The organism is Coleofasciculus sp. H7-2, from assembly GCF_042747725.1.
Lineage (GTDB): Bacteria > Cyanobacteriota > Cyanobacteriia > Cyanobacteriales > FACHB-T130 > FACHB-T130.
In genome coordinates this window covers 78789-93466 of record NZ_JBHZGO010000085.1, presented here as the reverse complement: position 1 = coordinate 93466, position 14678 = coordinate 78789, and the positions used below count along the sequence as shown (strand labels likewise).

14 protein-coding genes are annotated in these 14678 nt (G+C 46.4%); 4 read left to right on the top strand and 10 right to left on the bottom strand.

Annotation, left to right across the window (positions count from 1 at the left end; genetic code table 11):
• Positions 1-42 precede the first annotated feature (42 nt).
• The 3 genes from ACFW2W_RS17165 to murF form a co-directional block, all read right to left on the bottom strand.
• Positions 43-1044: a BMP family protein gene (locus ACFW2W_RS17165; protein WP_378180598.1), complete on the bottom strand. Its 1002-nt coding sequence runs from the start codon at positions 1042-1044 to the stop codon at positions 43-45.
• A gap of 334 nt (positions 1045-1378) precedes the next feature.
• Positions 1379-1975, bottom strand: a complete 597-nt coding sequence (locus ACFW2W_RS17160; protein ID WP_378180596.1) for an exonuclease domain-containing protein — start codon at positions 1973-1975, stop codon at positions 1379-1381.
• A gap of 73 nt (positions 1976-2048) precedes the next feature.
• Positions 2049-3401 carry a UDP-N-acetylmuramoyl-tripeptide--D-alanyl-D-alanine ligase gene (gene murF / locus ACFW2W_RS17155; RefSeq protein ID WP_378180593.1) on the bottom strand — a complete coding sequence of 451 codons (1353 nt, stop codon included), beginning with the start codon at positions 3399-3401 and terminating at the stop codon, positions 2049-2051.
• 427 nt (positions 3402-3828) lie between these two features.
• Between murF and ACFW2W_RS17150 the strand changes: the two genes are divergently transcribed.
• Both ACFW2W_RS17150 and rpsU read left to right on the top strand, forming a co-directional pair.
• The gene (locus ACFW2W_RS17150) at positions 3829-5109 is read left to right on the top strand and encodes a hypothetical protein (protein WP_378180590.1); all 1281 of its coding nucleotides are present in this window, start codon (positions 3829-3831) and stop codon (positions 5107-5109) included.
• 718 nt (positions 5110-5827) lie between these two features.
• A complete protein-coding gene (gene rpsU / locus ACFW2W_RS17145) occupies positions 5828-6010 on the top strand; it encodes a 30S ribosomal protein S21 (protein WP_378180711.1) in 183 nt (60 codons plus the stop codon).
• A 41-nt stretch (positions 6011-6051) separates the two neighbouring features.
• On the opposite strand, the gene pth is transcribed toward rpsU, so the two are convergent.
• The 7 genes from pth to rsmA all read right to left on the bottom strand — a co-directional run bounded on the left by pth (position 6052) and on the right by rsmA (position 12981).
• A complete protein-coding gene (pth, locus tag ACFW2W_RS17140; protein ID WP_378180587.1) occupies positions 6052-6690 on the bottom strand; it encodes an aminoacyl-tRNA hydrolase in 639 nt (212 codons plus the stop codon).
• Between the two features lie 83 nt (positions 6691-6773).
• The gene (hemJ, locus tag ACFW2W_RS17135) at positions 6774-7361 is read right to left on the bottom strand and encodes a protoporphyrinogen oxidase HemJ (protein WP_378180585.1); all 588 of its coding nucleotides are present in this window, start codon (positions 7359-7361) and stop codon (positions 6774-6776) included.
• Between the two features lie 68 nt (positions 7362-7429).
• Positions 7430-7654, bottom strand: coding sequence for a DUF2811 domain-containing protein (locus ACFW2W_RS17130; RefSeq protein WP_378180582.1), 225 nt, complete (start codon positions 7652-7654; stop codon positions 7430-7432).
• Positions 7655-8176: 522 nt separating this feature from the next.
• Positions 8177-9844, bottom strand: a complete 1668-nt coding sequence (locus ACFW2W_RS17125) for an HD domain-containing phosphohydrolase (RefSeq protein WP_378180579.1) — start codon at positions 9842-9844, stop codon at positions 8177-8179.
• Between the two features lie 806 nt (positions 9845-10650).
• Complete coding sequence (locus ACFW2W_RS17120; RefSeq protein ID WP_378180576.1) at positions 10651-10986, bottom strand: DUF3082 domain-containing protein; 336 nt, start codon at positions 10984-10986, stop codon at positions 10651-10653.
• Positions 10987-11031: 45 nt separating this feature from the next.
• Positions 11032-11979 (bottom strand): 4-(cytidine 5'-diphospho)-2-C-methyl-D-erythritol kinase, encoded by a 948-nt coding sequence (gene ispE, locus ACFW2W_RS17115; RefSeq protein ID WP_378180573.1) that lies wholly within the window; start codon positions 11977-11979, stop codon positions 11032-11034.
• A 150-nt stretch (positions 11980-12129) separates the two neighbouring features.
• The gene (rsmA, locus tag ACFW2W_RS17110) at positions 12130-12981 is read right to left on the bottom strand and encodes a 16S rRNA (adenine(1518)-N(6)/adenine(1519)-N(6))-dimethyltransferase RsmA (protein ID WP_378180708.1); all 852 of its coding nucleotides are present in this window, start codon (positions 12979-12981) and stop codon (positions 12130-12132) included.
• Between the two features lie 212 nt (positions 12982-13193).
• Between rsmA and ACFW2W_RS17105 the strand changes: the two genes are divergently transcribed.
• Entirely contained in the window at positions 13194-13859 is a 666-nt protein-coding gene (locus ACFW2W_RS17105) for a TIGR00266 family protein (protein WP_378180570.1), read from the top strand.
• A 68-nt stretch (positions 13860-13927) separates the two neighbouring features.
• Entirely contained in the window at positions 13928-14605 is a 678-nt protein-coding gene (locus ACFW2W_RS17100; RefSeq protein WP_378180567.1) for a TIGR00266 family protein, read from the top strand.
• Positions 14606-14678: the final 73 nt, after the last annotated feature.

The following is a 14678-nucleotide window of genomic DNA, read 5'->3' as shown; positions in this document are numbered from 1 at the left end:
CGCTATTGTTTTAAACCCTTAGAAAAGCGATGTAAATTGCCTCTAGGGCGAAACATTTATTTTGCCAGTGATGATATCTTGCTTGACAGAATCGACGAAAGCTTCTTGCTCTGGAGTTAACGCTCCATAAAAAGGAGCTAAATCTTGGACTTCCTCTAGCAGTCCAAACTTGTATTGCTTGCCTTCCCATCGCCCCTGTTGTACCAAGGTTGCTCCCTCTAGCATTAACATTGGCACCTGCTGGACAACGCTGGTAACAATTGTCTTTGGAGCCAGTTTGTGCCGATTTTCCATCCCATTAATGGCATGCGTCCAGCCAATAACATAAACACCCTTACTTTGGGCAGCTATAATAACACCTATATTGGCTCTATCGGCATCAACAACTAAAACATCAGTTCCCGCCGCAACTTGCTCTTGGGCAATTTTTCTAGCTTTATCTGCATCTGACCAACTGTTAACCCACTTGATAGAAACTGTACTGTCCAGTTTCGTTTCCAGGACACCCCGTTTAAATAAGATAGCCTCTTCTTCCATCACTGGGTATGCTTGACCGCCAATAAAGGCAACTTTTTTGGTTTTGGTTTTGAGTCCGGCAACGACCCCAGTTAGATAACCCACTTCCCCACTCCGAAACGCCAAAGCACCCACGTTTTTATTGTTACCGGCATAACTGCTCATTACTGCAAATTTAGCGCGGGGAAAATCTTTGGCGACCGTTTCGGCGGCGTCGCGGTATTCATCACCATGACTGATCAGAAAATCAAAACTTTTTTTGGCATATTGACGAAAAAGTTTCTCACCATCGGCTTCAGGAACGCTAGCACTATAAGCCACCTCAGCCCCAAGTTCTTTTTCAATTAATTTCAGCCCTTCGTAACCTGATTGATTCCAACCTTTGTCATCTACAGGGCCAGGAAAAAGCATCGCTACTTTAAAAGTCCCGGCTTTTCCAGTCTCAGGTGTAGGTGTAATCTTGCTTCCGGTTGCACCGCAGGCCACCAGAAACAAAGTTAAGACCAGGCAAATAATTTTCTGGGTCATGGATAGTGGGTAGTGGGTCATGGGTGGTAGGTAGTTGGTAAGAGTGACCGCCTATTACCGACTACCTCTTGACTAAGGACTCAGGACTACTAAGACACCAAAAGGATTTTGCTTCTAGATTCTATCTACTTTCACCCAATTGGGCTAGCTGAGTGCAGGAGGAAATTATCCTCTCCAGAAAGCGTTTCTCAGGTTCAGGAGCAATTTCTTAATTGATAAACATTAAATGAAGTATTTTATGAAATATAGGGTAAATTTCATTGCGGCTATTGATGCTATTTCCGTAAGGGCGATCGCTCCGATTTTCTTCTTAGCTAACTTATAATAATAACAATCAGGGCTTACGCAACATCACCACATCTGCCACCGCAGTTACATTGATTCTTTTTTGTAATATTAATTTCGATAAAATACTGGCTATATTCCAAGCATCATCTCCTCCTCTATGGTGAGTTCCTTCAAGGGGAAGATTCAGTAATTCTAATGCCATATCCATGCCAATTTCATTAGGCAAGGCATGAATAATGCCAAAAAGAGTTTTGACATTGATATGTCGGGTTCCGAAAGGATAGCTGATCTGGCGAGATTGGCACTGTTTTTCAAATTGTCGTCGGTCGTAGTCGCCGTAGCTTGCCCAAACTCTATCTTTAGATAAATATTTTTTCTTTAAAATTGAACAGGCAGATTCAAAAGAAATCCCTAGATTAACTTGTGCTTGAGTTAGTGTGGTTAGATTGGTGCAAAATTCACTAACTTGGGAACGTTCGGGTTTCACGAGGATACTTTCTTTTTCCAAGCGATCTCCCGTAGCGATATCAATTGGACAAATCCCAATTTCGATAATTTCGTTTTCTTGTCCAGCGGGTGGGTTTCCTTCCCAGCAAGTTGATTCAATATCAACCACAAGGATTTGGTCTAATTTCTTAGCCATTTTGGGGTGACTTCTTGTTTGATGTGGGCACCCATAAGAGGTGCCTCTACGGGGTGTTGGGAATTTTAAATAATTAGTCAGTCAATTCGGCGCGAAGTTGATTCACAACTCGATCTAGTGCTACTGAATGGGAGGCTTTGAAGAGGATGCGATCGCCTTCTTGCACCATTTCTTTCAAACGCTCTACCATAGCCTGATGCGTCGAAAAGCACTCAGCGGGTAAAGGGGCAGCACCCAGCGCGATCGCTTCGGCTTCTTTGTCATCTACCAGCACCAGCAAAGCGTCGAGATTCAACTGCCGCGCCGCTTCTCCAACTGCAAAGTGGAATTCGCGCGATCGCTCTCCCAATTCCTTCATCGTCCCCAGAACCGCAATATGCCTTTTTCCTGGCGTTTGTGCCAACAATTGCAGCGCCGCCAGCATCGACTCTAGCCCAGCATTGTAAGTCTCATCCAAAATGGCAACATCGTTGGGCAAATCGTAGCGCTGCGCCCTCCCAGATGGGAGATGCACCGACAAACCGGCGGTTAACGATTTCCAGTCAACCTGGAGAACTTTAGCCACCGCCAAGGCTGCCAGGAAGTTAGATGCATTGTGACGCCCCGGTAGCGGTAACGGCAGATGCACACCTTCGACGCACAATGTCTCGTTATCAATCAATTCCCCGCGCAAGTCTCCCCCTTCCAAGCCGTAGGTAATGGTTTGCCCTTGCCAAACTGTTGCCGCAGTTTCCATTAACAAGCGGTTGTCGTGATTCAGAACAGCGATGCTAGTGGAAGGCATTTCGGCAAGTAATTCGCATTTCGCTTGCGCGATCGCTTCCTCAGAACCCAGCCGCCCAATATGCGCCGTTCCCACATTCGTAATTACCGCTACAGAAGGATGTGCAATTTGTGTTAATAGCGCAATTTCACCCCTAGCACGCATTGCCATTTCAATCACGGCATAGTTATGCATTGGTGAAAGTTCTAATAGTGTTTTGGGAACACCGATTTCGTTGTTGTAATTAGCCTGAGTTTTAAGAATGTCTCCCTTTGTTGACAAAACAGCTGCAATTAACTCCTTGGTAGTGGTTTTACCTACGGAGCCGGTTACAGCGATTACAGGGATGTCGAACTGCAAGCGCCACCAATGGGCGAGCATCTGATATGCTTTCAAGGTGTCTTCTAAGTACAAATGCGGAATAGACACCGACAATGGATGGTCAGTAATGACTGCCCTAGCTCCTTTTTCTAGAGCAGTTTCCACAAACTCATGCCCGTCAAACTTGTCTCCGCGCAGTGCCACAAAAATTTCCCCCGGCTTCAGGCTACGGGTGTCGGTTGTAATTCCTGCAACATCTCTCGCCAATTCGGCGTCAGATAGATTTATTGGTGTCGCTGCTATGATTTGGACTATTTGAGAGAGGAGGACGTGACAAGGCATGAGGCTTATGTTCAAACTTCAAGAAGATTCATCCTTATCATGCACCACGCAACGCATCAGAACAAAAGATGCATTTTGAGCAGTGATTTCAATCACATAATCCGCTATCTTGTCCCACTACTTTAGAGGTAGATGGGCCAAGTAAAGAATTGATGCTTTGCGGAGTCCGTATCTCTACTTCATTGAAACTTCACAATTTTGCCGTAAATATGCGGAACCATTTGAAGAATAAACCAAGATATGCTCTATTTGGGGTAATATTTCTCCGGTTATAGGAGTATAGAATATGGCCCCCGTTATCAGGGTGATATCTAGGGTGCATCGAAAGTTCAAGCGTCTACTACACGACAGTTGCAATCGAAATAAACCGAATCCACCGAACTGATATAAACTCAGCCCTAGCGTGCATACGTAGGGGGGCATTGACGTGACAACCTGGACAGACTGTTATCACCGACACACTAGCACTGAAGAGCAGCAGCTTTACGATCATCTGCTTTACTGGGTTCAACATGAATCACCCAGTCGGATGATTGAGCGATTTCGTCAGCTATTCATGGATGGCGTGGGATACTCGGAGCCAAAAATCTGGATGGTGCTGGAGAGAATTACGACTTCCAAGCAGGCTGAGCAGGAATTTCGGTTTATTCTTAATCGGTGCTGCCACATTCTGATCAATCGCTGGCAGATGCACCCCAATCTCCAAGCGTCTATCCCGGATTTGGTAGACATATTCCTGACACCTCCAGTCATGGGAACGGTTCGCTCTCGCGGAGCCAGACGCTTGCGAGAACTGGTGAGGCTTTTCAACCAAACGGAGCAATATCTGACGCTGCGACGGCTAGCGCAGGTGATGAGTCAAGCCGCAGAGGCAACTGGCAATGGCTCTAAGCCTTTGGGAAGCTTAATTCGTCGGTATCCCTACCTATATGAACATTGCCTGCTGAGCGAAGACAGCTCTTACGAGCATCAGCAAACGGTTCGGCAAATTCAATCCCGAATTCAGCGGGGATTTGAAGTCGATTTGTCTCAGTACGTGACTTACCAAGTACGGCGTGCCCAGGTGTCGCGTCAGACTTGCCCAGATAAACCCGAAAGAATTATCCAGCCGGTGACAAATCCAACGTTATTGAGCGATCGCGAACTGGGTGTTGCTCTCAAACAATTTTACGGCAAAGTAGAAGGCTCCCACACCTACCGGGATTTATCCCAGCGCTTCCTCACCCACACCAGCCAAACGCCGTCCTACAGAGCTTTTAAATGGGATTTATATGAATATCTGACCTCTTCCATTGACCCAGAATTTGGTAAACGTCAGTTTAACGAGCGCTTGTATTCCCAGCTAAAAAACACTCTCCCGAATAGCGATTCCCAAAGACCCAGCGAATTCCTGATTGTACGAACTTGTAGTCAATTGTTGAACTTCTTAGTGGTAGAAAGTCCGCAGCGACCGAATCACTATGTCTTCGTTGACCTAATTACGAACCTGGGGGCGACGTTCACAACCGGGTTGCTTTTGAAAATAGTCCTGCTGTGCCGCAAGGTCAAGCCCTACTTAGAAAAGCGATTTTCAATTCTTTTTAACCACTACGAGTCTTATGCCAGAGATGGTGTGCCGTGGTTAATCAAATCTCTGGAAAATCTGAATATAGCTTTAAGCCTTCACTTTGGGGATGCTGATGTTTCCTGCTTGAGCCAAATCTTATAAGGAATTGCCTCCTGATTGCCCTAAGGAAGGCAAGAGGCATGATTTTTTAATTTTCTAGTTTTTCCGTTTTTACTGGATTGTTTCCACTCTTTAGGCTGCTGCAACGCCATAGACGGGTCAATTAGTCAGATGCTGTGCCTTTAACAAAGGCATATATCGATTGCTTGTAATTCTCCGCTTAATTTCGGTTAGGAACTAGCAGTGTTAGTTGGTCAAAATTTAGTAAAAATGCGCCCAGCATCCTACGACTACACCAGACCAGGTTAGTCGTAGGATGCTGGGTGGCGCATGGTACAATCAATGCTTAGGGTGGCTCAAGTGTGCTGCTCACCCGTCGTTTGGCTGGAGTCAATCCAGGTACTCAGAGCGACTGAATAAGGTAGGGCTGCTCCTGGAAGTCCGAGACTGAGTAAGTTGGTAGGCTAATCGCACTCGTCGGGAAAAAAATCAGCAAAAAGCTTTGTACAGAAGCGATATTGGGTCTGTACAACTCCAGTACGCAAATGGTCTGGAGGTAGGGCACTAGAGACTTGGCAGCCGAGTCTTTACCCGAAATTACACCGAGAACGGCAGTAGGGGCATGGGCATAACCCTTGCCCCTACTCCAATCGCAGGAGGAATGAACGAAAAGCTGCGATCGCTCAAGCGAAGCCATCGATCGTGGATTAAGTTCACACCATCTAGCAACTTAATCACCTATACGGAGGAATCATCAAGAATGACCCAAGTGGTTTTAGGCGAAAATGAGGGAATAGAATCAGCTTTGCGCCGCTTCAAACGGCAAGTTTCCAAGGCTGGCATCTTAGCAGATGTCAGATATCGGCGGCACTTTGAAACTCCCCAAGAGAAGCGCAAGCGCAAGGCAACTGCTGCTCGCCGCAAGAAAAGGAGTTTTCGGTAACAAAAGTGAGTTGCCCTGGCGTGCTACCACTACAACATCAGCTAGGGCGATTCTTTATTTTCAATAACACTACGGCTATTGTAAAGACTCATAGATTTCTCAAACCCTTGTTTGAGGCTCAACTCCACCGCCTCAACCACGAGTTGCAGTACATCAGACAAAGTTTGACTTTCATCAGGTGAAAACCGACCCAAGACGTGGGAAACCGCGTCCTGTTCTGCTTTGGATTTGCCGATGCCAATCCGCAAACGAGGGAAATTTTGAGTACCGAGATGAGCGATCGCAGACTTCATCCCATTATGTCCCCCAGCCGAACCAGAAAGACGCAAGCGAATCTTTCCCAGCGGCAAATCCATATCGTCATAAATTACTAGGACAGACTCTGGCGGCAGTTTATACCAATCCGTCACCGCGCGAATTGCCTGTCCGGAGAGATTCATATAAGTAAGGGGTTTGAGCAACCCCACCTTGTCTCCGTGTAATCCACGTCCCTCCCCAAACTCCCCCTGAAACTTGCGATTTTCACTCTGGGAAATTTGCCAGGAACGCGCTAGGGCATCAATCGCTTCAAACCCGATGTTGTGTCGCGTCTTCTCGTACTTAGGTTCTGGATTCCCCAGACCAACGATTAGCTGGGGAATCATTAAAGTAGATGTTGCCTTTTCGTTGTTAGTGGTCATTTGTTGATTGTCCATTATCAATTGTCTGTTATTAGTAACCACTAACCTGGGTCAAGCGAATTAAGAAGCGTCTGCTAACTTCGTCAGATTACTTGTTGAGCCTCTTCTTGAGTAACAGAAGCCATGAGTTTTTCTTGGTCTCGCTTACGTTTTTTCGCATAAAGCTGAATGGTGGCTGCCATCGTCACAATCAGCCCCACAACGAGCCAAGTGGTAATGTCTGTAGGCAGGCTATTCTTAAACACAGCCAGCAAAACAATCACCACTAAAAGTAACGTCGGCGCTTCATTCAAAGCGCGTAACTGCTGACTATTCCAGGTGCATCGGTCTTCGGCTAACTGTTTGATGAGACGACCACAGTAATGATGGTAGCCAATCAAAACAGTCACCAGACCGAGTTTGATATGCAACCAACTCTCTCGCAGCACTTCAGTCTCAGTACTTACCAGACCAATTGCCATCGCTACCGTCACAATCATGCCCGGTGTTGTGATGATGTTGTAAAGGCGTTTTTCCATAATCTGATACTGATTCTTCAGAATCGTTTGGGCAGGTTCTGGCTGCTCCGAAGCCTCTACGTGATAGATAAATAAACGTACCAGGTAGAACAAGCCTGCAAACCAAACCACAAAGCCGACAATGTGAAAAGCCTTAAACCAGGAATAAGCCATCAATCGTGTCCTCTACAGTCAAACTCTGTAAGATCAACAAGTTTTTGTAAGAGTAGCAGAGCTATTTCTCAAACTGAGTGCTGGAAGAGAGTTTCCAGATAGACCCGTGCTGCTTTGCGATAACTCCGCGAAGCTTCTGGGGTGTTGCCATTACCATTTTGCAGCAAGAACAGCGACAGCGCTGCGGCAAACACCCGGTCTTGATCCCAATCGGGATGAGTTTCCAGGTAGTTTTTGAGAGATTCGTGTAGGTCTTCGGGAATTTCTGCCAAGATACTGATATTTGCGTTCATAGAATTCCTTTGCGTTGTCTATGGGTAGGGGCGCAACAGCCCCATGCCCTTACAAGGGTCAGTCTTGCAGTTGCCAATCACACTGACCGTCGCATCATTGTCTGCTGAGAGGGGGTGGGGTTGTCAATGCTGCGAAATATTACAAGCGGGGGTATCTCTAAAAAATATTCACGACTTAATCAGCCTTGTAGATAAATTTTTGTTACTTATCTTTATAAAAACTCGGTTGCTCCCGGCTGAGCCACTGTCTTTTAGAAAAATCCCCAATAGAACAGCAAAACCCGATCAGAGTGTTCAACCCTGTGGAAAAGGTCAGAGAACCTGTGGAAAAAGTTGAACGTCTTTGTGGAAAGGCTGGGGAATGGGTGGGGAAAAGTTGGGTGAAAGATAAGAATTGCAAAGTGCTAATCGCTAACGGCTAATGGTCAGTCGAGGGTTTAAATGTTGACACGTTAAAACGTTGGTAGGTTAAGGTTTAACGTTTCAACCCGATCCAACCTTTCAACTGCCTATCCTACTGACTCAGGCGGCTGAATGAGCTGGAACCGAGAGGGAATGACCCAAAGCAGCGAAAACTTGGCGTTGCTCAAACAGGGTGACGAGGTCGCTGTTGATTTTGTTTTGGGCGGCTTCTGCTTTGAGGATTTTCAGGGCGGTTTCTACGGACAAGCGGCGCTTATAGGGGCGATCGCTTGCCGTCAGAGCATCATAAATATCCGCAATTGTCAATATCTGAGACTGAATTGGAATCGCTTCCTGTTTCAAGCCTTGAGGGTAGCCACTACCATCGAGTTTTTCGTGATGCCCTGCGGCGATCGCCGGAACATCTTTGAGATGTTTCGTCCACGGAATCCGGTTGAGAAATTCAAAGGTGTGCGTGACGTGCGCTTGGATGATTAAACGCTCTTCGGTTGTCAGGTTGCCTTTTGGCACCATCAGCTGAGCGATCTCTGTCGGTGAGAGGAGAGGCTTGATCTGTCCATCCACATCTTGATAAGTGTAACCAGACAGCTCTTGGAGCCGTTCTGGAAGCTCTTTGGCGAGAATCTGGGGTTCGTTCGCCTCTAGTAGGAGATGCCAATATTCATTGAGTTGAGCGATCGCATCTTCTAACTGACAATCTAATTGTTGTAGCTGTTGGCAGTGAGAACAGACGATTTGGGAATCTTTATGTTGGTGGCTGGGATGCTCCAGTAAATACTTAAATTTAGTCTGGGCGCATTCCATTTCCAGAGTTCGTTGCGCCACCGCAAAGCGGTTACGAATCACCTCCATCTGGGATGGGTAGAGTTTTTTCTGCTTCCCCAGAATGGCTTCGGGTGTACTGACTTTGCCAAAGTCATGTAACAGTGCAGCATAGCGAATTTCTTGGATTTGGCGCTCGTTAAAATAAATCGACCGCAGCGATCCCGTGGTAATTGTACTGGCTTCCTGCGACAGACGCACCACTAAGTCGGCAACTCGTTCGGAATGCCCGGATGTTGTGGGATCTCGCGTTTCAATAATCTGGACAGAAGCTCTAACAAAGCCTTCAAATAGATTTTCAATACTTTCTTGCAGCTGATTGCGTTCGATCGAGATCGCCGCTTGAGAAGCAAGCGATCGCACAACTCGCTCTTCCCAAGCAGAATAAGGCTGGGTAACATCTAGCACATTCTCAGGCGTGACAATCGCATCACGATTCACCTTACGATTAATTAGCTGAAGCACCCCGATAATTTCCCCTTCACCGTCTTGCATTGGTAGCACTAAGACGGAGCGAGTATGGTAAGGAATCGAGCTGTCAAAACTGCGATCCAACTGGTAAGGAACATCCGGCGGTAAATTATAAGCATCCGGCAAATTTAAGCTTTCACCTGTCAGCGCCACATACCCTGCCAGACTTTTCGGAGTCAACGGCATAGAAAACTCTTGAAAGGAAGCGCTGCATTGAGAATCATTTTGCGCTACCTTAAACAGTAACTTGGGAGTCTCACTACTTCGCTCTATTAAATAAACACTGCCCGCATCGCTACAAGTAATTTCCCGACTCTTCGATAAAATCAGATTCAGTAATTCTTTTAAATTATGACTGCTCGAAAGCGCTGTCCCGATTGCCAAAAGTTGCTCGATTAGTTCTGCTGGCTCTTTGATTTCCGGAAACCATACCTGGCTCTTAGCTGTGATTATCTGGCAAGGGGAGACAGTCATAAGTATGCACCGTTTTATTACACTTAAGCTTGATTGTGGCTGCTTTAATATAGGTTCCTAAAAAAGTAACTCATGCACCAGAGAGCATGAATACCGGGTTTATCTTTGCAGCCTGTAATTGCGTTCGCTCAACCAGGAGGATTTCAACGCTAGTTTTCGGAGCGAACCTCTCTATTACTATCATCTGCTATTTCCACTCAGCTAAAAATCTAAATTTTAAAGAAAAGATAAAGTAAGCAAGATTGACGACGAAATCTGAAGGATAGTATGTATTGAAAGTTACTGCTAAGGCTGTTGAAAAGGCTAAACACCGTCTTTTTAGGGTGTCTACTTTCCTGCATACTTCATCTATTCTTCATAATTCCTTTTTTAAAATTTACACTTTTTGCTGAATCCTAAATGCTAATTCCCAGCCAATTTGGCGTACCAGTCATCGGCATTTTTACGGATTTTTTTAAATGACTTTGGGGGAATGCGAGCTAAGTTAGCCAGAATCAAGCTCATCCTGCCTTGAAATAGGAGTTTGTGGCGGTGATGGGCGAGAAAGCCCCAGTAGAAAAAATTCCCAGGACAAGTCTTTTCGACAGTGCGATCGCTGTAACGAGCGTTACAATTTCCCTAGTAGTTGCTCCTCTGATTAGGTAGTTAGCTGACGGCGCGGAAAATTGGGAAGCTAGCACCCACCATCGGCAAGCTGCCCCCTATTCATTCCATTTGTCTTAATGGAAAAATGCCCACCCGACTCTTGGTATGTTAAAGCTCTCGACGGGTATCTTGCCCCGCCATGAAAGTAGATTGAAAGAGTTCTAATTTTGGGTAGGTGGAGGCGTCCGATTGGTTAAGCGTTGAAAGGCGATTTGGATCGCTAAGGCGACTAGACCAACAGCCACTAAGGCAAAGATGGAGGTTGCCAGCGTGCTGACGCCTACAACGAGGGTGCGAACAGCGATCGCAATATTGATGGTCGTTACATTATCCGAGTGGATAGGCTTGGCGGCAAAGCTTTGAGCAATTGAAGTGGTGAGGAAATAACAACCCGTTGCCATTGTTCCTGCGATCAACGCACCACTCAAACAGCGCAGAGGACTCGTGGGCGTTTTGACTGGGGCTGGTGGGTTTTGGGTGGTGTTCGGATTATTCATAGGTCAATTGAGCGATTAGGGATCGGTGATGAATATTTAGCTCGATCAATGGGCAATAACCCGAATCCCAGTGGTGGTAAACGGTGCTACCCACAAATCTAAATTGGGGTCGGGGATTGACTTTCTCACGTACTGCTGTACTTGTTGTGCCTTGGCTTCCGATTCCGAGAGAGCAAACACGGTTGGCCCCGATCCCGACATCATTGCCCCCAGTACACCCGCTTCATAGAACGCTTCCCGCAGTCGCAACACTTGGGGATACTCCGGCAATACGACTTTTTCTAAGTCATTGTGCAGTAATTGACCGATTCTCACCTCATTTTTCTTGAAGATGGCGTTAACCATCGAGCCAGAATGCACCCGTTGTCTGCGGGCCTCCAAACTATCAGCGTCAGAAACGTAGGTACTAATATACTTCTGCCGGTAAGTTTGATAAGCCCAGGGTGTGGATACTGCAAGGTTGCGGTATTTGCCCAACACCACCCAGGGATGCTCCAAATTAGGGAGGGGAGAGAGTTGTTCGCCTCGCCCAGTTGCCAGCGCTGTCCCTCCCGCGACGCAAAACGGGACATCTGAGCCAATTTTTGCTGCCATTTCTTGCAATTCCGACTGAGTGAGTCCTAGATGCCACAGCAAATCGATTCCCACTAAAACAGCAGCAGCATTGCTAGATCCCCCTGCTAACCCTGCCCCTACAGGGATTCGTTTGTTGATGGTAATCTCGACACCGCCGTACCGGGCAAAAGCTTGGGGAAATTCTACCGCCATCAATTCTGCCGCCCGGTAGGCAAGGTTGGTTTTGTCTGACGGCACTAGGGGATGATCGCAGTGAACGTGGACTGATTCAGTGCTAATCGAACGCAAATCAATTTGGTCGGTAAGACCAACGCTTTGCAGCACCATCGCCAGTTCGTGATAACCATCCGGGCGATCGCTGATAATTTCTAGATACAGATTAATTTTGGCTGGGGAAATCAGGGTATAGGAACGCATTGGGGTTTTGCAGATAGATGCCCACAGGCTCTCATACTGGGGCTACACAAACCAAGTCTGACGAGAGCAGGCTTAGTCAAACATTAGTCAAACAAGTGATATTTTCACTATCCAAGCACCATCCGGACGAGAGTTTGTGTAGCCACAACTTCAGTCGTCAGGCTTGAGCAAATTACTCAGGGCAACCCACTGGGTAAGACTCAGGTCTTCGGCGCGGACTTGAGGGTTTACTTCTAATTGTTCCAGTAATTGGGTGAGGCGATCGCGCTCAACGACACTTTTCAGATTATTTCGCAACATTTTGCGCTTCTCGGCAAAGCCGATCTTGACCAAATTCTCTAGGTGCTTGGGGTTATGGGCGGGCGGTTCTATCAATCGGGGACGCAGCCGCACCACCGCTGAATCTACTTTGGGCGGCGGATAAAATGCTCCCGCTGGCACAATACAGATTAACTCGCACTCTGCCAAATACTGCACCCGCACGGTTAATGCCCCAAAATGTTTCGTGCCTGGTTTGGCGTAAAGCCTTTGTGCGACTTCTTTTTGCACCAGCAGCACGATGGAATCAAACGGTTTGGCGGCTGGCTGGGCAATTGTACCTAACAACTTTTCCAGAATCGGGCCGGTGATGTTGTAAGGAATATTGGCAACAACTTTATTGGGATTTTGGAAGGCTGGAAAAGAAGCGAGTTGAGCGTCTAAGTCGAATGAAAGGAAATCGCCTTGCAAAAGTAAAAAATGATCGACTTTACCTAATTGTTTAGCCAGCAGTTGACATAAATCGCGGTCAATTTCAACCGCAACAATAGATTGAGCTAAAGGTAATAAGCGGCGAGTGAGGATGCCGGTGCCGGGGCCAATTTCTAAGACCCGTGAAGCTTCAGCTTCGCCCCCAGGCGAATCGCGGGTGGATAACTCAGCTGCGGCGACAATTTGATTGAGCGCCTTGTCACTCCGCAGCCAGTGTTGAGCAAATTGTTTTCGAGGTTGAGGCGATCGCATGGAGGAAAGGATGCTTTTACAGTCTTCCTTCCAACCTACCACGCGGTCAAGTTGCTGCTTCCCCAAAACTAAATAATCCCCTAAATCCAGAGTCAAGCCATCCCAGTCGCCCCAGATCGACTTATTGCTTTTTCTTAAATAAATTTGGATACCGGAAAAACTTCTGCCAGACTTGTATAGGTTTGCATCCTCCACAAGCAGGAGATTTGTCGGTGAAGTACGAAATTCGCTATAAACCAGCCTTTGCCTCTATTTTTGTCATCCTGAATCCGGGTGATAGCCTCACTGCTGAGGCGGGAGCTATGACCAGTATGGATGCCCAATTGTCTATAAAGACGGAATTTTCAGGGGGTTTAATCTCTGGATTGCTAAAGAAATTCTTTGGTGGGGAATCCCTATTTGTGAATGTCTTTACCAACAATACACAGCAACCTCTGAATTTAGTATTGACTCAATCTACCATTGGCGATATTGCTTGTATTGACTTGCGGGGTGGACGAGAAATTTGCTTTCAACCGGGTGCTTATATTGCCCATAGTCCAGGTGTGAATATGGGAGTTCAGTGGGCAGGTTTTAAGAGCTGGATATCAGGAGAAGGACTGTTTAAGCTAAAGTTAAGCGGTCAAGGTCAGGTGTTTTTTGGTGCTTATGGCGGCATCATTCAAAAACGGATAACCGGAGAATTTGTGGTTGATAGCGGGCACTTAGTTGCCTATGAACCTGGCATCAAAATGAGTGTGGGACTAGCTGGTGGATTGCTTGGTTCTGTCACGTCGGGGGAAGGATTAGTGAACCGACTGACAGGGCAAGGAGAAATTTATTTACAATCTCGCAGTGTTGGTGGTTTGGTCGGATATTTACGTCCTAAATTTCGTTAAGAAAAAGCTAATTAATAATAGTTTTTTCGCCTAATTGCTAAGTGCATAAATCAAGAGGATTTGAAGCGATGGATGTGCAAATTTTACATCAACCGGACAGCGCGATCGCTCGCGTTACTCTCAGAGCCGGTGAAGAATTAATCGCAGAAGCTGGCAGGATGATTGCCATGAGCGGTTATATCAATGCCAGTACGACTTTACGGCAAGGAAAAGGCGGCGGAATTTTGGGCGGACTGAAACGCATGGTTGCCGGTGAGTCGCTGTTTTTGAGCGTTTTTCGCTCTCCCACTGCTGGAGGTGAAGTATTTTTAGCTCCCAAATTGATGGGCGATATTTTGCTTTATCAAATGACTGGATCTGGATTGGTCGTGCAATCTGCTTCTTACCTCGCTAGCGAGTCAGATGTTGATATTGAGTTAGGATTTCAAGGCTTAAAATCTTTGTTTTCTGGCGAATCAATTTTTTGGTTAAATGTCAGCGGTCATGGTTCCGTTCTGCTTTCTTCCTTTGGGGCTATTTATGAAATTCCTGTGAATGGTGAATATATCGTTGACACCGGACATATTGTGGCATTTGAGAAAAGCCTGAAGTTTGAAATTAGAAAAGCAACTTCCAGTTTAATTGGTTCCTTTTTGGGCGGAGAAGGATTCGTTTGTCGGTTTCAAGGACAAGGTCGAGTGTTTTGCCAAACTCACAATCCGGGTGCCTTCGGTGTGCTAGTTGGTTCTCAGTTGCCGCCGCGATAAAGAGTGGTAATTAGTGATTAGTCATTGCTCATTGACAAATGGCTTTTGAACAATCCTTCAATCCAACAAGATA

What these genes read in the sequence shown, in the direction of transcription:
- ACFW2W_RS17165 (WP_378180598.1), bottom strand. Translation starts at nt 1,044, where the DNA reads ATGACCCAGAAAATTATTTGCCTGGTCTTAACTTTGTTTCTGGTGGCC.
- ACFW2W_RS17160 (WP_378180596.1), bottom strand. Translation starts at nt 1,975, where the DNA reads ATGGCTAAGAAATTAGACCAAATCCTTGTGGTTGATATTGAATCAACT.
- murF (WP_378180593.1), bottom strand. Translation starts at nt 3,401, where the DNA reads ATGCCTTGTCACGTCCTCCTCTCTCAAATAGTCCAAATCATAGCAGCG.
- rpsU (WP_378180711.1), top strand. Translation starts at nt 5,828, where the DNA reads ATGACCCAAGTGGTTTTAGGCGAAAATGAGGGAATAGAATCAGCTTTG.
- pth (WP_378180587.1), bottom strand. Translation starts at nt 6,690, where the DNA reads ATGACCACTAACAACGAAAAGGCAACATCTACTTTAATGATTCCCCAG.
- hemJ (WP_378180585.1), bottom strand. Translation starts at nt 7,361, where the DNA reads ATGGCTTATTCCTGGTTTAAGGCTTTTCACATTGTCGGCTTTGTGGTT.
- ACFW2W_RS17130 (WP_378180582.1), bottom strand. Translation starts at nt 7,654, where the DNA reads ATGAACGCAAATATCAGTATCTTGGCAGAAATTCCCGAAGACCTACAC.
- ACFW2W_RS17125 (WP_378180579.1), bottom strand. Translation starts at nt 9,844, where the DNA reads ATGACTGTCTCCCCTTGCCAGATAATCACAGCTAAGAGCCAGGTATGG.
- ACFW2W_RS17120 (WP_378180576.1), bottom strand. Translation starts at nt 10,986, where the DNA reads ATGAATAATCCGAACACCACCCAAAACCCACCAGCCCCAGTCAAAACG.
- ispE (WP_378180573.1), bottom strand. Translation starts at nt 11,979, where the DNA reads ATGCGTTCCTATACCCTGATTTCCCCAGCCAAAATTAATCTGTATCTA.
- rsmA (WP_378180708.1), bottom strand. Translation starts at nt 12,981, where the DNA reads ATGCGATCGCCTCAACCTCGAAAACAATTTGCTCAACACTGGCTGCGG.
- ACFW2W_RS17100 (WP_378180567.1), top strand. Translation starts at nt 13,928, where the DNA reads ATGGATGTGCAAATTTTACATCAACCGGACAGCGCGATCGCTCGCGTT.